General features: G+C 56.5%; 22 protein-coding genes and 1 pseudogene. 16 read left to right on the top strand and 7 right to left on the bottom strand.

Going from position 1 to position 21,410, the window contains the following annotated elements:
• Positions 1–105: 105 nt before the first annotated feature.
• The 3 genes from ACRQ1B_RS27345 to ACRQ1B_RS27335 all read left to right on the top strand — a co-directional run bounded on the left by ACRQ1B_RS27345 (position 106) and on the right by ACRQ1B_RS27335 (position 3,575).
• A complete protein-coding gene (locus ACRQ1B_RS27345) occupies positions 106–1,614 on the top strand; it encodes an efflux transporter outer membrane subunit (RefSeq protein WP_432297346.1) in 1,509 nt (502 codons plus the stop codon).
• 78 nt (positions 1,615–1,692) lie between these two features.
• Positions 1,693–2,955: an alpha/beta hydrolase gene (locus ACRQ1B_RS27340; RefSeq protein ID WP_432297344.1), complete on the top strand. Its 1,263-nt coding sequence runs from the start codon at positions 1,693–1,695 to the stop codon at positions 2,953–2,955.
• On the top strand, positions 2,952–3,575 hold the full coding sequence (locus ACRQ1B_RS27335) for a TetR family transcriptional regulator (protein ID WP_432297343.1): 624 nt from the start codon (positions 2,952–2,954) through the stop codon (positions 3,573–3,575). Before ACRQ1B_RS27340 ends, ACRQ1B_RS27335 begins: the two co-directional genes overlap by 4 nt.
• Before the next feature lie 426 nt (positions 3,576–4,001).
• Here the strand turns inward: ACRQ1B_RS27335 and ACRQ1B_RS27330 are convergent, their stop codons facing one another.
• Together ACRQ1B_RS27330 and ACRQ1B_RS27325 are read right to left on the bottom strand one after the other, a co-directional pair.
• Positions 4,002–4,904, bottom strand: coding sequence for a DMT family transporter (locus ACRQ1B_RS27330; RefSeq protein ID WP_432297341.1), 903 nt, complete (start codon positions 4,902–4,904; stop codon positions 4,002–4,004).
• Positions 4,905–5,006: 102 nt separating this feature from the next.
• Positions 5,007–5,549 (bottom strand): TetR/AcrR family transcriptional regulator, encoded by a 543-nt coding sequence (locus ACRQ1B_RS27325; RefSeq protein ID WP_432297340.1) that lies wholly within the window; start codon positions 5,547–5,549, stop codon positions 5,007–5,009.
• A gap of 193 nt (positions 5,550–5,742) precedes the next feature.
• On the opposite strand from ACRQ1B_RS27325, the gene ACRQ1B_RS27320 reads away from it, so the two are divergent.
• The 3 genes from ACRQ1B_RS27320 (at position 5,743) to ACRQ1B_RS27310 (ending at position 7,562) form a co-directional block, all read left to right on the top strand.
• Entirely contained in the window at positions 5,743–6,399 is a 657-nt protein-coding gene (locus tag ACRQ1B_RS27320; protein WP_432297338.1) for a TetR/AcrR family transcriptional regulator, read from the top strand.
• 393 nt (positions 6,400–6,792) lie between these two features.
• On the top strand, positions 6,793–7,239 hold the full coding sequence (locus ACRQ1B_RS27315) for an NUDIX hydrolase (RefSeq protein ID WP_432297337.1): 447 nt from the start codon (positions 6,793–6,795) through the stop codon (positions 7,237–7,239).
• A 17-nt stretch (positions 7,240–7,256) separates the two neighbouring features.
• Complete coding sequence (locus tag ACRQ1B_RS27310; RefSeq protein WP_432297336.1) at positions 7,257–7,562, top strand: hypothetical protein; 306 nt, start codon at positions 7,257–7,259, stop codon at positions 7,560–7,562.
• A 149-nt stretch (positions 7,563–7,711) separates the two neighbouring features.
• Here ACRQ1B_RS27310 and ACRQ1B_RS27305 read toward each other — a convergent pair whose 3' ends face one another.
• Complete coding sequence (locus ACRQ1B_RS27305; protein ID WP_432297335.1) at positions 7,712–8,368, bottom strand: TetR/AcrR family transcriptional regulator; 657 nt, start codon at positions 8,366–8,368, stop codon at positions 7,712–7,714.
• Positions 8,369–8,784: 416 nt separating this feature from the next.
• On the opposite strand from ACRQ1B_RS27305, the gene ACRQ1B_RS27300 reads away from it, so the two are divergent.
• From ACRQ1B_RS27300 to pqqE, 5 genes are all read left to right on the top strand, one after another.
• Positions 8,785–11,163 (top strand): glucose/quinate/shikimate family membrane-bound PQQ-dependent dehydrogenase, encoded by a 2,379-nt coding sequence (locus tag ACRQ1B_RS27300; protein WP_432297334.1) that lies wholly within the window; start codon positions 8,785–8,787, stop codon positions 11,161–11,163.
• 224 nt (positions 11,164–11,387) lie between these two features.
• Positions 11,388–11,483: a pyrroloquinoline quinone precursor peptide PqqA gene (gene pqqA / locus ACRQ1B_RS27295; RefSeq protein WP_132279243.1), complete on the top strand. Its 96-nt coding sequence runs from the start codon at positions 11,388–11,390 to the stop codon at positions 11,481–11,483.
• A gap of 277 nt (positions 11,484–11,760) precedes the next feature.
• Positions 11,761–12,306: a YceI family protein gene (locus tag ACRQ1B_RS27290; RefSeq protein ID WP_432297332.1), complete on the top strand. Its 546-nt coding sequence runs from the start codon at positions 11,761–11,763 to the stop codon at positions 12,304–12,306.
• Positions 12,282–12,518, top strand: coding sequence for an MBL fold metallo-hydrolase (locus ACRQ1B_RS27285; RefSeq protein ID WP_432297330.1), 237 nt, complete (start codon positions 12,282–12,284; stop codon positions 12,516–12,518). The genes ACRQ1B_RS27290 and ACRQ1B_RS27285 overlap by 25 nt, the downstream gene beginning before the upstream one ends.
• 41 nt (positions 12,519–12,559) lie before the next feature.
• Complete coding sequence (gene pqqE / locus ACRQ1B_RS27280) at positions 12,560–13,660, top strand: pyrroloquinoline quinone biosynthesis protein PqqE (RefSeq protein WP_432297475.1); 1,101 nt, start codon at positions 12,560–12,562, stop codon at positions 13,658–13,660.
• A gap of 1,003 nt (positions 13,661–14,663) precedes the next feature.
• Here pqqE and ACRQ1B_RS27275 read toward each other — a convergent pair.
• Entirely contained in the window at positions 14,664–15,119 is a 456-nt protein-coding gene (locus ACRQ1B_RS27275; RefSeq protein ID WP_432297328.1) for a MarR family winged helix-turn-helix transcriptional regulator, read from the bottom strand.
• A gap of 57 nt (positions 15,120–15,176) precedes the next feature.
• Here ACRQ1B_RS27275 and ACRQ1B_RS27270 point away from each other — a divergent pair, with 57 nt between their 5' ends.
• Positions 15,177–15,500 carry a DUF3861 domain-containing protein gene (locus ACRQ1B_RS27270; RefSeq protein WP_432297327.1) on the top strand — a complete coding sequence of 108 codons (324 nt, stop codon included), beginning with the start codon at positions 15,177–15,179 and terminating at the stop codon, positions 15,498–15,500.
• Between the two features lie 2 nt (positions 15,501–15,502).
• Positions 15,503–16,033: an antibiotic biosynthesis monooxygenase gene (locus ACRQ1B_RS27265; RefSeq protein ID WP_432297325.1), complete on the top strand. Its 531-nt coding sequence runs from the start codon at positions 15,503–15,505 to the stop codon at positions 16,031–16,033.
• Between the two features lie 147 nt (positions 16,034–16,180).
• On the opposite strand, the gene ACRQ1B_RS27260 is transcribed toward ACRQ1B_RS27265, so the two are convergent.
• On the bottom strand, positions 16,181–16,687 hold the full coding sequence (locus tag ACRQ1B_RS27260) for a hypothetical protein (RefSeq protein WP_432297324.1): 507 nt from the start codon (positions 16,685–16,687) through the stop codon (positions 16,181–16,183).
• Between the two features lie 131 nt (positions 16,688–16,818).
• Between ACRQ1B_RS27260 and ACRQ1B_RS27255 the strand changes: the two genes are divergently transcribed.
• A complete protein-coding gene (locus ACRQ1B_RS27255; RefSeq protein WP_432297322.1) occupies positions 16,819–17,733 on the top strand; it encodes a LysR family transcriptional regulator in 915 nt (304 codons plus the stop codon).
• Between the two features lie 60 nt (positions 17,734–17,793).
• Here the strand turns inward: ACRQ1B_RS27255 and ACRQ1B_RS27250 are convergent.
• Both ACRQ1B_RS27250 and ACRQ1B_RS27245 read right to left on the bottom strand, forming a co-directional pair.
• Positions 17,794–18,006: pseudogene (locus ACRQ1B_RS27250) on the bottom strand (IS3 family transposase); the annotation flags it as partial.
• 16 nt (positions 18,007–18,022) lie between these two features.
• Positions 18,023–18,697, bottom strand: coding sequence for a transposase (locus ACRQ1B_RS27245; RefSeq protein WP_432297320.1), 675 nt, complete (start codon positions 18,695–18,697; stop codon positions 18,023–18,025).
• 312 nt (positions 18,698–19,009) lie between these two features.
• Between ACRQ1B_RS27245 and istA the strand changes: the two genes are divergently transcribed.
• Together istA and istB are read left to right on the top strand one after the other, a co-directional pair.
• Complete coding sequence (gene istA / locus ACRQ1B_RS27240) at positions 19,010–20,515, top strand: IS21 family transposase (RefSeq protein ID WP_432297318.1); 1,506 nt, start codon at positions 19,010–19,012, stop codon at positions 20,513–20,515.
• Positions 20,512–21,405, top strand: coding sequence for an IS21-like element ISRel5 family helper ATPase IstB (gene istB, locus ACRQ1B_RS27235; RefSeq protein WP_432297316.1), 894 nt, complete (start codon positions 20,512–20,514; stop codon positions 21,403–21,405). Before istA ends, istB begins: the two co-directional genes overlap by 4 nt.
• Positions 21,406–21,410: the final 5 nt, after the last annotated feature.

The following is a 21,410-nucleotide window of genomic DNA, read 5'->3' as shown; positions in this document are numbered from 1 at the left end:
AGGAATCCGTCCGGGCAAACCCCACCCGACCGGTAAGCCCCACCCTACACCCCTATTCACCGGGGTGGGGCAACTTCCTCCGCAAGACCCCCCAGGAAAGTAGAAATGTTGAAGCGATCCCTCCCAGCGAACGGCCTCAGACGGGCTGCCAAGCTCACAGCAACCGTCACGCTCGTGGCTACGCTCGCAAGCTGCATGGTCGGACCAGATTACCAAGCGCCAAATCTGTTTGTCCCAGCAAACTGGTCGACCGCCCGCGACAACCAGTCCACCCGTCCGGCCGAACTGGCGTACTGGTGGGCAAACCTTAGAGACCCGCAACTCGATCTGTTGATCACGCGTGCCATCCATAGCAACAAATCCGTCGACGTCGCGAAGGCTCGTGTGAGGGAAGCTCGTGCTACTCTTGGTCAAGAGACCGGTAAGCTGGCGCCAAGTCTCGAAACATCGTCAAGGGTCAACAGAACCAAGACGTCCGAAACGGCCGCGGTTGCAAACACGGATAATGTCTTTACTCAGTACCAGAGTGGCTTCGATGTAAGCTGGGAAATCGATTTGTTCGGTGGCAAACGCCGCGGCGTCGAAGCGGCAAAGTATGGCCTTGATGCCGCAGAAGAAGAACTCCGTAACACCCTGCTGGTTCTGGTTGGCGACGTTGCTTCCAACTATGTACAGGTACGCGCGGCGCAGGCGAGACTGGCGTTGGGAGCAAGAACTGCACGTTCGCAGCGTCAGACTGCAGCATTGACCAAAGCCAAGCTGGATGGCGGGTCGGGTACGACCGCAGATGTCGCCCGCGTGGAAGCGTTGGCGGCTTCAACCGAGGCGGACACTCCGACCTACGAGATATCGCGTACGATTGCGGTCAATCGCCTCGGCGTTCTGCTGGGATTGCCTCCGGCAACTCTTTCCGCTGAGCTTGCGAAGTCCAAGCCTATTCCGCGCCCGCGTTTTCCCCTCCCCGTCGGCATTCCGGCCGACGTGCTTTTGTCGCGTCCCGATGTGCGTCTGGCTGAACGCCAGCTTGCGCAATCGACGGCACGAATCGGCGTGGCAGATGCCGCTCGCTATCCGGCCATCAGCCTTACGGGCAACATCGCATCCCAGGCTCTCCATGTCAGCGACATCGCCAAAAACTCCACGATCGGTTGGGCGATTGGTCCGGCCATTACGGTTCCCTTGTTCAAAGGTGGCCAGCTCAAGGCGTCAGTGGATGTCGCGCGCGCTGCGCGAGACCAATCATTCGCAACCTACGAGGCCTCCGTTCTGACAGCCATGGAAGACGTCGAAAATGCGATCGTCTCTCTTTCGCAGCAACGGCAACGGAGTGCCAAACTCGCCGTCGCTGTCGCGGCCTACAAACGAGCAGACGCCGCCGCCCGCACGCAGTATGACACCGGGACCTTAAACTATCTCGACCTGCTCGATGGCCAACGTCAGCTCTACACGGCGGAAGGCGCCCTGATCGACAGCCAGCTTGCCGTCACATCGGCCTACATCTCGCTGAACAAGGCACTGGGCGGCGGCTGGGCAGGAACGCTCTCAACGGACAAGGCCAACGGGAACAGTGACACTGTGAGAACAGCCAGTCGTAAGCCGGCTGGCGGCGCATAATGCACATTTCAGACAGCGCCCGGGAGATTTCTGCTCCGGGCGTCAGTTTCCAAAGGTCCGAAACCTTGGCGACAGCACATGCAAGCGAGCGATTTTCATTCCGACCAAGGTGATCCAGTGAATGACCAAAATCCTGTTTCGGCGGCAAAGCCAGATAGCAGCTACCTGGGTTTTCTTACTCGGTTGTGCCCGCTCATCGTCGCGTGCGCGCTACTGAATTCCTGCGTCTCCCAACGATCGGTGCTGTGGCATGGCCCGAATGCTACTGTCTCGTCCGTTGCGGCAGCAAAGGCCGCCGGTGTCGTTTCGGCAGAACCGAAAGCCATTGTGCCCATCTTTGTCGCAACCAGCCGGAAGGAAAGTGGGAAACTCTCCAACCCTTACGGAGAAGGCAGATCGAGCACAGTGAGCTTTTCACGAATCGATGTTGGCATTCCTATATTCCACAATCCGGGACTGGTGGAGAAAACCCGATATAAGCCTGACAGCGCGAAGCATTTCGTAGCCAGGCAGATGGTCAAATTCTCCGGCCAGCGCCAGTTCAAGGATGAACTTGACGCAGCGCTTGCGACGAAATCCTCCAAAGACAAGGAGGTCGTCATATTCATCCACGGATATAACAACAATTTTGCCGACAGCACTTTCAGGGCCGCCCAATTCGCGCATGACTACCGTATAAACTCCGTCATGGTTCATTATGCCTGGCCTTCGGCAGGTGCACTCGATTTGTACGTATATGATCGCGACAGCGCCAACTTTGCCCGCCGGGGACTTGCAGAACTTCTCAAAGTTGCGGCGACAACCGATGCTAAGAGGGTCTACATTATCGGACACTCCATGGGCGGTTTCGTCACCATGGAAGCACTTCGCACATTAGCTCTTTCGCAAGAGCGGAAGACACTCAAACGGCTCAATCACATCGTTCTTGCCGCTCCGGATATAGACCTTGACGTCTTCGAAAACCAGCTTGCCGAAATTGGCCCTCCCCTTCCGATGTCTGTCGTCGTATCGCGCCGCGACAACGCGCTCGGTGTTTCATCGGTTCTGACCGGCGGTGCGCGGCTGGGTGATGGAACTGCGATTGAACGGATGCGTCGTCGAGGGATCTCGGTCATGGATGCAAGCGAAGTCGATGGAGGCGGCCATAGCGCCTTCGCATCGTCTCCATCGCTCATCGCGCTGATATCGGAGGGAAGTCACTTGGCCGAGAACCTGGTTGCCATGGATCATGAACAAGCATCTGCTGGAGGAACGTCACCGATAACCAAGGCAGCATCGATGATTATCTATGCTCCGGCAACCGTTGCAGATGCCCTAACAGGCGGGAACGGATCTCCATGAAGAAAACTCAGCAAGAAGCGGCCAGAACTAGGCTCGACATCATCGCAGCCGCAGAGTGCGTCATGTCGGAGATGGGATACGCAGAGGCAACCCTTGCCGGAATTGCGGATTCCGCTCGCGTAACGCGCGGCGCGGTGCACCATCATTTCTCATCCAAGGCTGAACTCCTGCACTTCGTTCTCGCCGAGGCGATAGCCAATTACCTCCGCCCCTCGCGCGCTGCATCAGCGAATTGGAAGGATCTTGCCGCCATTGAGCTGGCAACACTGTCGTGGTTGGACAGAATGACGAAAGACGCGGCAATTCGTCGACAGTTGACGATTATCGAGCGGACGACTTTTGTCGGCGATATTGCCTCCATTGGAAAGACAATTCAAACGACGGAACTACTCCTGCGAGCCGATCTCGTCGATGCCATCAAGGCAGTGTCATTGTGGAAAGGACTGGCGGCGACCTGGAGCAGCATCTCTGCTGCACAGGCTGCCTTCCTGATGATGCAGGCTATTCGTCGCGATGTGACGCTGGCTGATTTTGGAGCTTGCGATCACCGCTACTGCATCCAGGGGCTTTTCGCATCCATGTCCGCAGAACCGAAGAAACAGCTTACCTGCCTCCATTGAACGAGAACTGTATTGGGAAACGGCGACGTTTTCCTCATATCTGTATTTGGGGGCAAAAGGCAGGAGATATCGGCACTCAAGCGCCGCCAGCAGCAGTCTCCCGATGACTTCGTCTGACTTACTACTGATAGTCAACAGCCAGTGATATTGCCCCGATAGACACACTATGGCTTGCGCCGCATTGCCGTGAAGCATATGACCGATCCGACCCATAGCCCAAAGGCTAACGCCTTTGGCGAGCAGATTTTTGTTCTTGCAAAATCGCCGCGCCTCAATGGAGATGAGATTCGGTATCGACAAGTTGGTGCTTTCGTGGGAGCCACATTCGTCATTGTCGTTCATTTTGCTCGGTGCCATCGCGGCTATTGGCGATGGGGTATATTTTGTTTCAAGCGAATCGGCTGGCTCTGTTCGTTCTGATGCCCTCTATCTCGCTCGATTGCTGGCTAGACCCCAAAGGCCGCCAAGTCCGATAAAAACGGTCCCCGCCACCGTTGGCCACGCAGGCAGTGTCCCGAGCAGGCAAAACGCCCAGAGTGCTGCAAATCCCAGATACGAGAAATCCAGCCCCGCAACCACCGACATTGGTCCGAGCTGATACCCGCGTGCCAGAAAAAGATGGATGCCGATGGAAATCACTGCCAGCGTGAGGAGAACTAGAATTTCCACGCTGCCTACGGGTGTCCACCACATCAGCAGAAAAGGATAGGACTGCTCCGGCTGAAGTATCGTTAAAATGCAGACGCCGCATCCACCGACCACGACGAAAACAATGTTGAGGGACAGGATCAGCGACCAGGCATTTTCGAAGGCAAGTCTCGCCCGGGTCGCAACCGCCGCAAAAGCATATAGCAATGCGGATAGCAGAGGGATCAACGCGGCGACAGAAAAGCTGTCCTGATCCGGTCTGATGACAAGAAGAACGCCGCAAAATGCGACAGCCATGGCGAAGAATTGAGCGCGTCCTATCCGGTCGCCGAGCAGCAGAGCCGAGAAGGCAACGATCAACAATGGCCCGGTGTAGTATACCGCTGCCACGACCGAAAGATCGATAACAGGAAGAGCGGCGTAGAAGCAGACATACATTGCCACGATCAAGATAGATCGAATCAACGTCCACGGCGCCAAGGCCGCTCGCAGACATTGCTTCCATGACCGCCGGATGAGGAAAACGATCAAAGGGATCGCGATCATGGAGCGAAGAAGAAAAAGCTGCCAAAGAGGAAGGTTAGCGCTCGATGCCTGTACAACCGTATCTTGGAAAGACATGAGCGCGGTTGCGATCAAGATTGCAGTCGGCCCATCTATCAACGATTTTGATCCAGACAATTGTTATTCCTGCCTCTTCCCGAGCTAAATCGCGTCTGAGCTACACGATCAGTTAACGCATACCGACGCCGGGAGCGTTTTCGGTGCTCTTGAAGAAGTGCTTCAGTCTTGCTCGATCAAGCCGCGAATGTCGTCGTACGCCTCTGTCCATGTTTCCTCGTCCATTTCCATAAACCCCATATAGCGGAGGAGAAATGCACCCTCCGCTGCCAGAAACGCAAGCCGAGCTTTCCTCCCCTCGGTGGAAGTCGATTCCACACCGTGCAGACGGGAAGCATACCATTCTCGAGTGGACGAAAGCTGGCCCGGAGGTCGCATCAGACCAGCCAGCAAACTTGCTGCTTTTGCGCCTGCTGTCTGATCCGCTTGGGAAGTTGCCTCGATATGCGCGACGAGCCTTTGACGCGGCGTGGACTGCTTTCCTACGGTTTTCTCAAACAAACCGTCATACGATTCTCCCCATCGTTCGAAGAGCGCATCGACGAGAGCATCCTTGGTTCCAAAACAGTATTGCACTCCACCCTTTGTGATGCCAACGGCCTTTGCGACGGCATTTATCGTCAGTCCTCCTGCGCCGCGCTGATGGATAATGTTTTCGGCGGCATCCAACAACGCTTTGCGATCTATCAATTTCTCGCGGCCCATCCCTTGCCTTTTAATTCTAAACGTATGTATTTATACGTCAGATTGGCGTGCTTACCAAGGCCACTTTTGGGTTCACAAACGTAAAAGTTGTCGCAGGTTGATCGTCTCTGCTGGAAGTGTCGAAAACGACAACCAATTCCGGAGCGAAAGGTGCCCAGCCTATCGATCTACAAATATGCAATCCAAAGGACCGATGGTGGACGACAAGAATAAGCTAAATGCCAGATTGCGCGGTAAACTTCGTAGGTTTCCACGTCAGGAACGCAGTCACAAACGGATCAGCGAGATACTTCAGGTAACGAGAGAACTCATCAACGAGAAGGGTATTGATGCTGTCACAATGAAGGAGATCGGCGCCCGCACAGGTGGCCCAATTGCATCAGTTTACCAGTACTTTTCTGACAAGGAAGCTGTATTGGGAGCGGTTTTCGGAACTTATTCAATCCAGGTCGAGCGCTTGATCAAAAAGGCAGTGACGAAGATCGAGACGCCAAAGGAAGCAATAGAAGCGTTTGGAAACACGATCGAAAATTTGTACCAAAAAGTCTGTGATGAGCCTGCCGTGGTAGACGTACTGAGTGCAGTCAGAGCCAGCAAATTTTTAGGAAAACAAGAGATCGAACACATTGCAGCGCGCGCAGAGATTTTCTACGTCGCGACCTTGCGATTCGTGCCGGAGGAACTGCAAGAGCAATATCGCCGACTGATTTTCCTGACCCTATATATGTTGGGCGCCGTCTTGCGCCTCGCCTTCAACGTTCCCCAAGGAGAGGGGCCCGCCATCGTGGCTCAGTTTAAAGTGCTTACGCGCGACCAAATGGTTTTCTTTCTCGACAGGCCTTCTCCTTAGGATGTGGCGGATGTCACATTCTTTTCCTTTCGCGAACCGTTCATTGGAATCTATGCTTTCGGGTCAACCTGCACCTTCGCTGAGCTGCTTCTATTTTATCGATCAAATCCGCTAATCACGCTGACTGATGTACCGCGAAATAGACAAGCAAATCGAAGTGCGAGTTGGTCGCGGTGGTCCCATTAGAGGCGATGACGATAGACATTCCCAGCCGGGCTGCCCCACTGGTTTACCTCCTTGGCAAACCTAGCCGACATCCTGACCTTCTACGGTGTCTGCGATTAAGTTTCTGTCTGAGACAACGACCGGGCAGCCTAACTTTGCGGCAATTGATGCAATCCTTCCTGTCGGCAAAATGACACACTGCGAAAATCCTGTGAGGTGGATCAAACCATGAGACAAGCTTCCAAGGGAAGAAGCTGCGAAGACTCTAATCACGTCGTCACTGAGCAAGCAGGCGCACTCTGCCTGCGTTCATCGCCGGAAGGCGATCAAATTGTCATGCTTGTCGGAAGTCGACGCAATGGCAGATGGGGCCTGCCAAAGGGCCATATCGAGCCTGGTGAAACGTCGCACGAGGCAGCTATGCGTGAAGCCTTTGAAGAAGCCGGCGTACGCGGCGAGATCTCGGAAAAGATCGTCGGATCTTTCCTCTACTCGAAGGACAACAGTCCAAATCAATACAGGGTGATCATTCATCGGCTCGACGTAACGTCGATTGTCGAGACATACCCTGAAAAGGGGTTGCGGTCGCGCGAATGGTTTGCGCTTGCCGATGCCGCGTCGGCTGCAGGTCACGGAGGCCTGCGCGACTTCATTCTCTCAATCATTCCATACTGAACTAGGTGGCCTGCTCGATGTCTGAAACTTCGCCGTTCTCATCGCTCGTCTTGGTGAAAGAGGATACCGAAGCTCGTGAAGTGCTTGTCTTTTCTGCGCTCAACCGAGTTTCAGAATTGGAAGAGCACCTCGGCATGATAAATGTCGATGAAAGAATCTTGAAGACCGTCAATCGTAGATCTCGAGCACAAGAGATCGCTAGGATGCCATTGTTGCAGTTCACGGCTGCAGCGGGAGAAACGGTTGCCCTCATCGAGCTCCTGGAAGGTAAGATTGATGACCGCCTAAGTGACGCGAAACGGCGATCCAGCCAGTATAGCTAATCCCGGCCTTCCGCAGATCTCAGCAACATAAACACCTTTATCATAGCGTCCGAGACAAGAAAATGCACCGAAAAACCTTAGCCAAAAATGATTCAGTTTGAAGGGTTCAGATCGCGGTGTACAAACTTCTGCTGTGAAGGGATGACTATTCAAGTTATGCTTGCGCAAACGCCATTCAGAAACTGGCGGATTACGAGGCTCGCCTTGATCTCGCGTTCCAATTGCTCAATACTCTCGCCCATGAGGGCGCGTATCTGTAACTCCGCAGTGAGACCGCTGACTATGATTATGGCACACGCGTCCGGATCGAGGATTTCGTATCTGCCGGACAGCGAGTAGTATCGCAGCAGCTCGGATACGGCGTTGTACGCTCGCTGCGGACCACCCTGCAGAAATGACTTCGATGCAGACAATGTGCGATCGCCGTTAGCGACCATCAGCCTATGTAAGGCTAGAGTTCTCGGCTGAAGAAAAATATCGATGATCAACTGTCCCACGGAAATAAGACAAGCTTCGATATCTTCTGTAGGTAACACGTGATCGAGCGGTGCAGCCCTCTCTGCCACAAGCATAGAAACACAGCGATCGAACAAGTTCTCCTTATCTCGGAACAAGGCGTAAATGTCTCTTTTCGAGCCACCGACAATGGAGGTTATCGCATCTATCGACACTCCTCTGAATCCACGCTCAAGAAACAGTTCGGCAGCAACAGCGACAATGGCTGATTCCTGCTTGGCAATAGGGACAAGCCGCCTCGGTTTCCTTGTGCGCAGACATTTTTTTCCACTATCCATCTCTCCGGCCAATCTAAACCTCCCTACATGAACGCAATCCTTGCACTTGGAATTGTTTGCAAATTCAGCGCAACTTCACAACAGCCGCTAAATCCTGAGTGTCGAGCTCAGATTCCAGCTTGACACATTGTCGCACGATGGTAACACCCATTACCATTGATGTGCTTTGGAGTGCTAGCGCGAAACGCGACCTATCCCGGATATCTGTCTAACAATCACAATAACATGTGATCTCTTGGACTGAGCCAAGCTTGTGAACCTCCTTGTGATGGGTTCACTCGAGGATAACCGTATCGAACGCCAGTTGGGGAATCAGCCATCAATACCGCACGGTCCAGCGTGCTTCCATTGATCTTAGTCAACAGATGTCAGGGTTAACCCCTCCCGGCGTCTAATTCCCTATTGTCCATGAAAGGAGTAACGCCGTTATGGTTGTTACTATTCTTGCTGCTGTCCTCCTGCTGCTGGGCGTTGCCCTTGCAACTGGTGGCGTGTGGCTTCTCGTGCTCGGCGGCTCTGCATATTACGCAATCGTCGGGATCGGATTCCTGCTGACCGGGTTCCTTCTGCTGCGCCGGCGCGCGGAAGCATTGACCGTGTTTGCCATTCTCCTTGGCGCTACGCTGGCTTGGGCCATCTGGGAAACTGGCTTCGACTGGTGGCAGCTTGGACCGCGCGGCGGCATCCCAGTCGTGATTGGCATCCTTCTCCTGTTGCCAGTAACCTGGAAAAAGCTCTCGTCACGCAACCTTGCGGTAACTTTCCCCTTGCCGCTTGCGAGTGTGGTCATCGCCTCCGCAGCCGTTGCGGGTTATTCCATGTTCAAGGATCCCTCAGCGATCCACGGCGAGCTGACGCAAGAGGTCGCAACGCCGATGCGCTCTGCGGTCAACACCGGCAACGAGGCCGGCGATGGCGAATGGCATCAGTATGGCCGCACTGGCTTTGGTCAGCGCTGGTCGCCGTTGACGCAAGTGACGCCCGGCAACGTCAAGGACCTCAAATTGGCCTGGCAATTCCAGACCGGCGATGTAAGACGTCCGGACGACGTTGGCGAAACGACCTATCAGGTCACGCCAATCAAGATCGGCAACAGCCTTTATGTCTGCACACCGCACAATCTTGCCATCTCCCTCGATGCCGCCAAGGGCACGGAAAACTGGCGTTATGACGCCAATTCCGGCATGGATCCGGATCGACAGCATCAGACATGCCGCGGCGTAACGTGGTGGGAAACGCCCCTTGCAGCACCGGCCGGCTCGACACCTGAACAGGTTGCGCTGCACGAACGGGCGCTCGCAGAATGCCCCCGTCGCGTCTATCTTCCGACAGCAGACGCCCGTTTGATCGCGCTGAATGCCGACACCGGCAAAGTATGCTCTTTCTTTGCGGAAAACGGTGTTCTCCATCTCACCAATGGCATGCAGTACAACCCCTCGGGTTACTACTATTCGACATCGCCACCGGTTGCCGCTGACGGCAAGCTGATTATTGGCGGCGCGGTCAACGACAACTTCTCCACCAAGGAACCGTCCGGTGTCATCCGCGCCTTTGATGTCGATTCCGGCGCACTAGTCTGGAACTGGGACAGCGGCAATCCCGACGTCAGCAAGCCAATCGATCTGGCTGCTGGAGAACACTATACCACCAACTCTCCCAACAGCTGGTCTGTCTTCAGCTATGACGAGACGCTCGGCCTCGTCTTCGTCCCGATGGGCAACCGCGTTCCCGACCAGTTGGGTTCGGATCGCTCACCGGCTGTAGAAGAACATTCCTCCTCCATCGTCGCGCTCGACATCAAGACTGGCCAGAAGCGCTGGGTCCGCCAAACGCTTCATCACGACCTCTGGGACATGGACGTTCCGGCTCAGCCGGTGCTGATCGATCTCACCCGTGAAGGCAAGGTTGTTCCAGCGCTGGTCGGTCCGACCAAGCAAGGCGATATCTGGGTTCTGGACCGCCGCACCGGCGAGCCCCTGTCCCCACGCGAAGAATTGCCGGCCCCTGGTGGCGCCATCCCCGGCGAGTGGACGTCTCCGACACAGCCGATCACCAAGCTGACCTTCCGACCGAAGACGCTGCAGGAATCCGACATGTGGGGAGCAACAATGCTCGACCAGCTCGCATGCCGCATCCAGTTCCGATCATTGGATTATGAAGGCCAATATACCCCCCCGTCTCTCAAGGGCACGATCGTCTATCCTGGTAACTTCGGCACCTTCAACTGGGGTTCCGTAGCCGTAGATCCGGAACGCCAGGTCATGTTCGGCATGCCGACCTACCTGCCTTTCACGTCGCGTCTCGTTCCTGCCAACACCATCCCGCCTAAGGGTGAGGACGAGAAGGCCAGCGAGCAGGGTTTGAACCGAAATGATGGCGCCGACTACGGCGTATTCATGGGACCGTTCCTGTCGGCTCTCGGCATTCCCTGCGTCGCTCCGCCATGGGGATATGTTGCCGGCGCGGATCTGCGTGGAGAAAACGTGGTCTACAAGTTGCGCAACGGCACCGTTCGCGACATGACCCCGTTGCCGCTGAACATCAAGCTCGGCGTTCCAGGCATTGGCGGTCCGATGATCACCCGTTCAGGCGTCGCGTTCCTCGGCGCGGCTGTAGACGACTACTTCCGGGCCTATAACCTGACAACCGGCGAGCAGCTTTGGGAAACACGGCTACCGGCCGGCGGTCAGTCGACGCCGATGACCTACACGACCGGCGATAAGCAGTATGTCGTCATTGTTGCCGGTGGCCATGGTTCCGTCGGGACCAAGGCCGGTGACTACATCATGGCCTACACCCTTCCCTGAGGCCCCAACGAGACCAAGCACTTGGGACGGTCATTTTCGACCGCCCCAAGCGCAATCCGCGGCAAACTGATAGCTATGGCTGCTGCCAGCTCTCATCCTTGCTGTGAACCAGACATGTTGAGTGCAAGCCACGAAACATGTGCGTGAGAACAGGATCCTCTCAACCGGAACCTGCGAAAAACCCTAGATCGGCCGCGCCGCTAAGTCTTACAAGGAGTTTCAACATGAAATGGTCTGCACCGAAGTTTACTGAAGTCAGCTGCGGAATGGAAATCAACCGCTATGCACAGCCGGATGGCGATGAGCCTGTCCTGTTCTGATAACCCGACGTCCGCATTCTGAACAATCAGGACGGGCGTGTACAAAATCTACCGGCGGCATTTTTTGACAGTGTCAGTTGCAACGCGCTGAAGTTGATGCCGCCGGTGACCAACAAGCCAAATCTCGCTCTCGAATGTGCGTTGCACAGCGAGGCGCCCGGATGCGATGCGAACCCGCACTAGCGGTCGGAATCGAATTGAAAGCGAAATTCAGATGTCATTGAAACGGCTTGCCCTGTTGATTGCTGCAAGCGCTACGCTTTTTTCGTGCACAGCCATGGCCGCCGATGGAACCGGTGATCCGGCGCCTTCCGGCATCTATTTTGCAGACCCGGCACATTCCAGCGTGATCTGGAAGGTAAAGCATCTTGGCCTTTCCAACTATACTGCACGTTTCACACGTATGACGGCCGAGTTGAAATGGAGTGCGGAACGTCCCGACATCTCTTCCGTCATCGCCACCATCGACCCCCTCTCCGTTCAGACGAACTTCCCGTTTCCCGAGCGCGAGGATTTCGACAAGGAGATCGGTGCCAAAGATCGGTTTCTGGCCGGTAAACCAATCCGCTTTGTGTCGCGCGAGGTTACGGCGATCGATGCACATCGCGGGACTGTCACTGGCGATCTGACATTGCGTGGCGAAACTCATCCTGCGACGCTCAACGTCACCTTCAACGGCTCGATGGCGCGGCAACCGGCCGAAGACAGCCCGAAGATCGGCTTTTCCGCCGAAATGACCTTCAAGCGAAGCGAGTGGGGACTTGCACCAAAGATCAAGTCGGTCGGTGACGAAGTCATGTGGCGCGCCGCACCGTCCGTCTAGACGAGGATTTTTCGCCAATTCCCGGCCTTCAGGCGCGGATGTTCGCCGTGCCCGGCAAGGTGGCGCTTTATCTGGAAGAGGGTGAGCCTGAACTGGGCCTGGAAGGCGAGCAGACGATCGGCATCGAATTTTTGGTCAGCGGCAAGCGCGCCTACTATATCGCTTTCGTCGGAGAATTTTCCAAGCGCCGGATGCTGGAGTTGCAATCGTGACCGAGCATGTGACAGTGCGGCCGACAAGCGAATGGAAGGATGTGGATGGCGTGGTCAAGCGCATCCGTATCCCTGCCCCGATCGCCATGCTTGCCGAACTGACGCATCGGTGCCCGCTGGCATGTCCCTATTGCTCCAATCCTCTGGAATTGGAAGGCGTCAAGACCGAGCTGTCCACCGAGGAGTGGATTTCGGTCTTCAAACAGGCGGCCGCCCTCGGCGTGCTGCATCTGCATCTGTCCGGTGGAGAACCGGCGTCCCGCCGCGATCTCGTCGAATTGACGGCGACGGCTGCCAAGGCTGGCCTCTATACCAATCTCATCACTTCCGGCATTGGACTGACAGAAAAACGTATCGCCGAACTGTCAGGTGCCGGGCTTGACCATCTTCAATTGTCTATCCAGGGCGCGACGCCAGAGCTTGCCGACCGTGTCGGCGGCTACAAGGGCGGTTACGAGCGAAAAATCGCGGTGGCCGAATGGACCCATGCGGCCGGCATTCCGCTTACCGTCAATGCCGTCTGTCACAAGCAGAACATGAACCAGATGGGCGACATGCTGGATCTGGCGGTGAAGCTCGGCGCACGGCGCATCGAGATCGCCACGGTTCAGTTCCGCGGCTGGGCCGACAGGAACCGTCAGGCGCTGATGCCGACCAGGCAACAGTTCCTCAAGGCGAACGCCTTTGTCGAGGACGCCCGCAAGCGCCTCGAAGGCATCATCGTCATCGACTATGTCGGCGCCGACCACCACGCCTCCTATCCCAAGGCCTGCATGGGCGGCTGGGCCCGCACCGGCCTCAACGTCACGCCGTCCGGCAAGGTCCTGCCCTGCCATGCGGCCGAGACCATTCCCTCGCTGACCTTCGACAATGTCCGCGACAGGACGCTCGATGAAATCTGGTACGAGGGCAAGGCGTTCAACGCCTATCGCGGCGATAGCTGGATGCCGGAACTGTGCCGCAGCTGCGACCGCAAGGCGATCGATTTTGGTGGCTGCCGCTGTCAGGCGATGGCGCTGGCAGGCGACGCCTCGGCGACTGATCCTGTCTGCATACGCTCGCCGCTTCGCCAGTTCCTCACCGAGCAATTCGAAGCCGACAGCCTCGCTGAGCCGCCGGCATTCGTCTATCGTGGACGGTGATCCTGAACTGCTGCTTTTTCCAATAATCGATCACGTTTAAAGGCAGCAGCGAGAAGAAACGGATCAGGCTGCGAAGAAGACGACGCGATCACCGGACGTAGCGACGCAGTCTTCCTTGCGGCTGATTTCGCAACCTTTACCTCTTGCGACAATGTGCCGAAGCTACGGTAGATCCTGGTAACGACAACACCGCCCTTTATGAAATCAGTGGGATGCAAGCCTGCACGGCGAGGCCGCGTCCAGTGCAGCGGACGATGAAACGTTCCTTCGTGACGACTGACCGGGTAAACTGCCCCCACTTTCGACCGGACAGTCGGTTTAAGCAGAAAGGCTAAAGCACCTGCATGAGGACAGGCTTGGGGTCAGGCGTTATGTCTAACGCTTATTGACACGTTGAATTGCTGACTGGTGGCCCGCATATCGCGGGCCGGATCGTCGGTAGCACCCAACTGGCGTTCGGCTCAGTTCTTTTCATCAACCTTACCCGTGCCCTAACGAACGATCGCTGGGTTGTTTTTGGACTGAAAATGCAAATGTCCTAGATCGAAGGCATCAAGGAACAGCGCCCGACTTGGACATTCCCTGTTCACGAGAAGATCTGGACAGTGGCGATCGGCGACATGTGACCGGCAGCGAAGCCGATGCGCCAAGGCACGTCTATCCCGGAAATCTTTCCCCTACGGGCCAGAAGCGGGAATGGGAGGACACATACGCGTTGTATAGCTGGGGCATCGACCAAGTACATGGGGCGGCTGACCTGCTGCTACACCAAGGATGCTGCCGACAGGTTTAGCTCCATGGAACTCCTTTCCGGAAGGCGTGCCATTATCGGAGTGAAGAAGGATCTCAGGCAGGAGTGGCCGTGGATGCACGTTTCAATTCCTTCGTAAATGGCACTTTCTTCGGCATTACAGTTTCCTTTCATATCAAGAAAATCTCTCCACTTCCCGGGGCAAGATCAGCCGGACTGATCTCCCCGTCCTAATGAGTTCGAATTTTACGATCAGCGGCTATGTTCGCCAGCTGCCAAGCCTGAGCGCATTTTCATGAGAAGATTCTCGAGCGTAAGCCGTTCATCCGGGGTGAGCGTATCCAACATGGTGGTTGCAAGATTATTGCGTTTCATAAGCACCTGACGAAATATAGTCTCTCCTTTCTCAGTGAGGCTTAGCTTACTGGCGCGCCGGTCAGACCCTGAACGCTTACGGCTCACCAAATCCAGTGTTTCTAGATCTGCGATAATTCGCGTTACCTGAGCCTTGTCCCGCCCCGAGAGATCGGCAAGGCCCATGACGCCAAGCCCAGGGTTTCGGCCGAGATAGGCGATGATCTCGTTTTGAAATGGCGTTGCTTTCATTCCCGAGCCTTCGGACGCCTGCCGCAATCGCTCGCGAAACTGGCGAGCAATTCCGCTTAAAAGCTCCACAATGGAAACATCGACGGCGTTGGTCTCTAACATTTTAGTTGACTTTGTCACCTATTAAACAATAGGTGACATTATCAGCTATATGGCCGCATGGATATCAGAAAGGGCAACAACATGCCTCACGCCTATCGCTTGTCGCTCACCCATCTTTTCGACCAGCGGGGCAATCCGGTCGACAGGCACGTTTGCGAATTCGAGTTTGAAAACCATGACGACCTGGCCGCCATCATCCAGCGCGCGCGAGACAATGCGGTGGTCCCCGATGCCGAGGTTCTCGAATTTTGTGTCGGTCTCAAGCTTCTTGCCGAAGTCGCCATAAGACATAAAGACGACCCCGTTTTTGCAGAGTTTTTCCCGCATCTGGGAGCATTCATCCGGAGTATCAAGACGTTGAAGGCTGGAAAGGAAGCGTGAAGATGTCGCAGGTGACACGTATCGTTCACCGCCGTGCAAATCCCGGCTTCGAAAAGGAATATGAAGCGCTCGCACGCGGGATGCTGAAGGCATGCGCGCAAGCCAAGGGCTACCTTTTCTCCACCCTGATACCGCCACGGGTCGAGGGGGAGGAATTTCATTTCGTGCAAAGCTTTGCCTCTCAGGCCGAACTGGAGTCATGGCACAACTCAGAGGTCGCCTGCGAATGGCACGAGCGGATTGCGCAGGTGTCCGACCACGAGCCTGAATACAGGACCTTCAATACCACCGATCTTTGGTTTTCAGCTGCAGGCCTTATTCCCCGGCAACCGGCACGTTGGCGTATGGCCTTCGTCATCTGGATGGGCATCTTCCCCATCGCTTCCCTGTATGTCTGGTTTCTGCTTCCTCATCTGGAAATCTTCCCGTTCATACCCCGCATGGTCATTTTCACGGCCCTGATCGTCATGACGATGTTCTTCGTCGCGTTGCCGCATCTTTTGCGTTGGATGGGGTGGTTCCTTCATAGGTAATGACGGCTACGTTTTGCCCACGACTCTGTCATCCGCCGTGGGCCTTGCCTAGCAACTGCTGAGAGGTACCCTCGCCCACCAGCCGTCCGGCCTCTAGAAGATAGCCTCTGCACCCAAGGTGGAGACTCATCCGGATATTCTGTTCGGTCACTTGGCCGGCAGCATCGATATGATTTCGACATCGAAGCCGGGGACCAACTCAAAACGGCCCTGCATGGCGACCGGCGTGCGGGCCAGCTTCTGAACGACCGGAAGCCCATCACGTTCGGCAGCAGCCAGGACGGAAGGAACGTCATCGACGACATACATCAATCTGGTGTCCTTGCGGAACTGGTCCAGCGCTTCCGGCTTGTCGGTAAATTCGACGGAAAGATTCCCGAACGGCGATGCCAGCCCAACCACCCGCAGGTTCTCGGCCGGCCAGTTGAAGTCGTAGGCCACGTGACCATTGAGATGCTCTTCGTAGCGCTTGATAAGCGGCGCGGCCTCGGTGGTTGGCAGAATAACGCGGACATACATGTCCTGGACATGCGCCGAGATGTCGCTCGGCAGCGTGCTTGCCACCGTAGCGGCCGGCTGCGCCTGCGCGTTTCCGATCGCAGGCAGGGTGAACACGACCACAGCCAAAAGGGTCGTAACAGCGAAGTGTCTCATGATGATCTCCAAGTGCTGATAATGCTACCCGAGCGCTCGCTCGGTTGCTGAGAAAGATATAGCGGGCCTGAAGTTATTCAGATAATGCTCATCAACTATAAGTGTTATCCATTTTTCGGAGTATCGATGGCATGGATCTCCGCCTGCTGGAATATTTTCTGAGAGTAGCCGAGTTGGGCAGCATCAACCGAGCGGCAGCCGACCTCCGCTTGTCTCAGCCGGCGCTTTCCCGCCACATCGCCCTGCTGGAACACGAGATGGGAACGGCGTTGTTCAACCGCACGCGAAGCGGCGTGACATTGACGAGCCCGGGGGAGTTGCTGTCGGAACGGGCACGCCCGCTGTTGCGGCAGTTCACGATCCTCAAGGAGCAAGTCGGCGAGAAGGCTGTCGGGCAGCTCGCGATCGGCATCAACTACGGCTGGGAAAACGTCTTTGCCTCGACATTCGTCGCCAAGATGTCCATCCAGCATCCCGGCATCGCGTTGCGCATCTACGAGGGGGTCAGCAATCTGCTGCTGGACCATATGGCCGCCGGCTTGCTCGATCTCTGCATCATTCCGGCAAGCACTTCGCCCGGTGGCGGCTACCGCCAGAGGGCGCTCGCACGCGAACCGCTCGTCCTCGTTGGCGCCCTGAACGATGGGCTTCAGTCAGACCATCCGGTGTCGCTGTCGCGGCTCCACGCCATGCGGCTGATACTTCCCGGCCGGTCCAGCCTGTTGCGCAACCAGATCGAACAAAGCCTCGAGAGTGAGGGACTGACCCCGCGGATCGCCGTCGAGACCGACGGACTGACGCTCAGTCTAGATCTGGCACGACGAGGTATCGGCTACACCGTGGTTCCGGCATCTGCAGTCTACAATCATGGTCTTGGCGATGCGATCAGCTGGGCACCGCTTGAGGGGCAGTTCCTGACCTGGGCGCTTTACGAAAATGCGGCTCGAACGCATTCGCAGGCCGTTCAGGCAGGACGCAAAATGGTGGTCCAGACACTCTCCGAGGTTTTGACATCTGGAACCTGGCTCGGGCAGCCTGTGGGTTAGCAGCCATTTCTGCGAGACGATAAGCCTTGAGGCGCCGACTGAGACACCCCGCAGCTCCACCGCTTCCCAGGCCGGTTCGTCCAGCATGGCGTAGTAGCGTTCTTCAGCTTCGGCTGGCGGTATGTTTCCGATGGGCTCCAGAAGTCGTCGGTGGTTGAACCAGTCGACCCATTCCAGAGTGGCGAATTCCACCGCTTCGAAGTTCCTCCATGGTCCGCGCCGATGAATGACCTCGGCATTGTAGAGACCGTTGATCGTTTCGGCGAGGACATTGATGCTCCTATATCTGTCAAGGTCCAGAGAGTTGGGAAGCAGACGGCGTGCAGAGATATCGGTATATCTCCCTGATGATGTATCGCTTTACGCATCGAACGATTTCTCGCTTGGTCTTGCCTTCCGCGGTTCGACGCGACGCGTATATTTTGGTTCTGTCGTCGTCACGCATTCGAACGACTGCAACACGATAGACGGCGGCATTTGCTTGGCGATTTCCACCTCGATTGAGCCGCATTCGGTTGGTCTTGCCACTGGACGCCGGAATTGGGCAGACGCCGCACATTTTCGCCAACGCGGCTTCCGATTTGATGCGCTCGGGATTGTCGCCGATCAAGATCAACATCTCGGCGACTGTCATCGTCGAGATGCCGAACGACGTCATTAATGCAGGAGCTTTGTCGGTGACCATGCGGTCGAGCTCACGTTCGTGCTCTGTGTTTTCTTCGTGCAGCATCAACCAACGACGGGCGATGGCCCGCATAGCAACTTTCGCCGACGAGTTCGGCGATAGTATCTCGCCTGGTCGAAACGCGGCTATGTGACGGATCAAGGCGATTGGCCCTTTGATCTGATCGAGCGCATCACGCAGGTCGGATGGCGCATTTATTATCAACGTTCGCAAAGTGATCATTGCTTGCGACTTAGCCTTTACAGCGCTGTCCTGGGCAACTTTGATGTGTCGGATCATTTCCGATGTCCCAGTTTGGGCCTTTGCCAGAGCGGTCGCTTGCCCGTTCAGAACCGATCGTGCCGCGCTTTCGGCGTCGAGGCCATCTGATTTGCCGTGAAGGTAACGGAGTTGTCGGTTAGGCCGCATCACATTGCGTAGCGGCAATCTAGGTGAGATTCAGCGTCAATCAGGATGAGACTCGCGCCGGGGTGTGACGGAGTGAGGGCGTAGCCCGATCGTAGTCATACCCCGGCGTGGCGCAGATTTTCGGCGTCTCATGATCGCGGTCCGTCCGGTACATTTGCGGTTTCTGGATTGGAGAACCAGTTTGTGCCGGGTCGCCATGTAACCGATCATCAGATCAGACTCTTCATGAAGTACCGACAAGCGCATTCCGTAGAGGTCGCCGCGTCAAAAGCGTCGATCAGCCGAGCCACTGCATACCGCCTCGACAAGGAGGTGCAATTGCCATCGCAGGGCAAAGTGCCGCGAGGACGCCGCCGCCCTGACCCCTTGGAGCTGATATTCGAGACTGAAGTCGTCCCGCTGCTGAAGGCTGCTCCCGGCATCCGTGCCGTCGCCGTCTACAACGAGATGCTGCGCCGACATCCAGAACTGTCTGAAGGTATCCGCCGTACGCTTGAACGACGCATCCGGTCTTGGCGTGCTGTCCACGGCGAAGCGCAGGAAGTCATCTTCCGCCAAACGCATGAGCCGGGCCGATTGGGCCTGTCGGATTTTACCGACGCTAGCGGCCTTGGCGTGACAATTGCCGGCCGGCCGCTTGATCACCTGTTTTATCACTTCCGGCTTGTCTGGTCCGGCTTCGAACATGCCCACGTCATTCTCGGCGGCGAGAGCTTTGTCGCGCTGGCCGAAGGGCTTCAAAATGCCCTGTGGTCCGTGGGCGGCACGCCGCTTTATCATAGGAGTGACAGTCTGTCGGCGGCATTCCGCAACCTTGACGCCGATGCCAAGGTCGATCTCACCCACCGATACGACCAGCTTTGCTCCCATTATCGAATGACGCCGACGCGCAACAACAAAGGCGTCGCACATGAGAACGGCTCGATCGAAAGCTCTCATGGCCATCTCAAGAGCGCTGTTCATGATGCCCTGCTGATGCGGGGGACCAAGGAATTCGACGACCTCGGCTCTTATCGCGCCTTTGTCGATGAGATCGTCAGCCGTCGCAATGCTGCCCATGGCAAGCGCATTGATGCAGAACGATCCCATCTGCAGGCGCTGCCCGAGCGCCGGACCACGGACTTCGAAGAGATTGTCGTCACGGTGTCCCGGACCGGCGGCTTCACCTTGCGCAAGGTCTTCTACACCGTGCCATCCCGCCTGATCGGCCACAGGTTACGAGTTCGCCTGTTCGACGATCGGCTGGATGTCTTCGTCGGCGGTACGCATCTGATGACGTTGCGCCGCGGACGCGGCCACCCCGACGGGCGGCACGATCAGGTCGTCAACTACCACCACGTCATCCATTCCCTGCGCAAAAAGCCGATGGCGCTCCGCGGCCTCGTATATCGCGACAAGCTCTTCCCGCGTCAGGAATACCGCAAGGCCTTCGAAGCCCTCATCGAGCATCTTCCCGACAAACAGGCTTGCAAGATCACCGTTGAGCTTCTGGCATTGGCTCATGACCGCGGTTGCGAGCGCGAACTTGCCGAAGAATTGGCCAGGACCCTGGACGCCGGCGATTTACCGGACCTGGTCGCCATGCGAACACTCTTCGGCCCGGATCCAGCCAAGCTGCCGACAGTCCATGTGCAGCTCGCATCGCTCAACGGTTATGAGGCCCTGATCGGGACGGGAGAAGCCGCATGATCAACACCCACGTGATCGACGAAGCACGGCTCGGCATCATGCTCAACGAACTTCGGCTACCGACCATCAAAATGCTGTGGCCGCAATTTGCCGAACAGGCAGACCGGGAAGGATGGCCAGCAGCTCGCTTCCTGTCGGCTATTGCCGAGCACGAGCTGGCAGAGCGTGCCAATCGCAGGATAGAACGGCATCTCGCCGAAGCGCACCTGCCGCCCGGAAAGACCTTGGACAGCTTCGCCTTTGACGCCGTACCCATGATCTCGAAGGCGCAGGTCATGGCAATTACCGCCGGCGATAGTTGGCTCGCCAAGGGAGCTAACATCCTCATGTTCGGTCCGCCCGGCGGAGGAAAGAGCCATCTCGCTGCTGCTATCGGCCTTGCGCTGATCGAGAACGGATGGCGGGTCCTCTACACCCGGACCACCGATCTCGTCCAGAAGCTGCAGGTCGCTCGTCGGGAACTGCAGCTTGCGTCTGCTATCGACAAAATCAACAAGTACGACTTGCTCATCCTCGATGATCTCGCCTACGTCACCAAAGATCAGGCGGAAACAAGCGTGCTCTTCGAGCTGATCTCGGCACGATACGAGCACAGGTCTATCTTGATCACCGCCAACCAGCCGTTTGGGGAGTGGAACCGGGTCTTTCCCGATCCTGCCATGACACTCGCAGCAGTTGACCGGCTTGTGCACCATGCCACGATCTTCGAGATGAACGTCGAAAGCTATCGCCGCAGAACAGCGCTCGAGGAAAAGCGCCAACGGGGCCGACCAGCCTCTTTCGCGACAATCAGGACCTCAGCCTTGCCTGTCGCGGAGCGGCAATCAGAAAATGACGAAGAACTTGTCAGCGGCAATCAGCGTGATAACTTGATCCCGACCGCGACCTAAGAATC

Source organism: Endobacterium panacihumi (assembly GCF_050847465.1).
Taxonomy (GTDB): Bacteria; Pseudomonadota; Alphaproteobacteria; order Rhizobiales; family Rhizobiaceae; genus Neorhizobium; species Neorhizobium panacihumi.
Note: the sequence above shows the minus strand (reverse complement) of the source record. Positions and strands in the feature narration are given on the sequence as shown.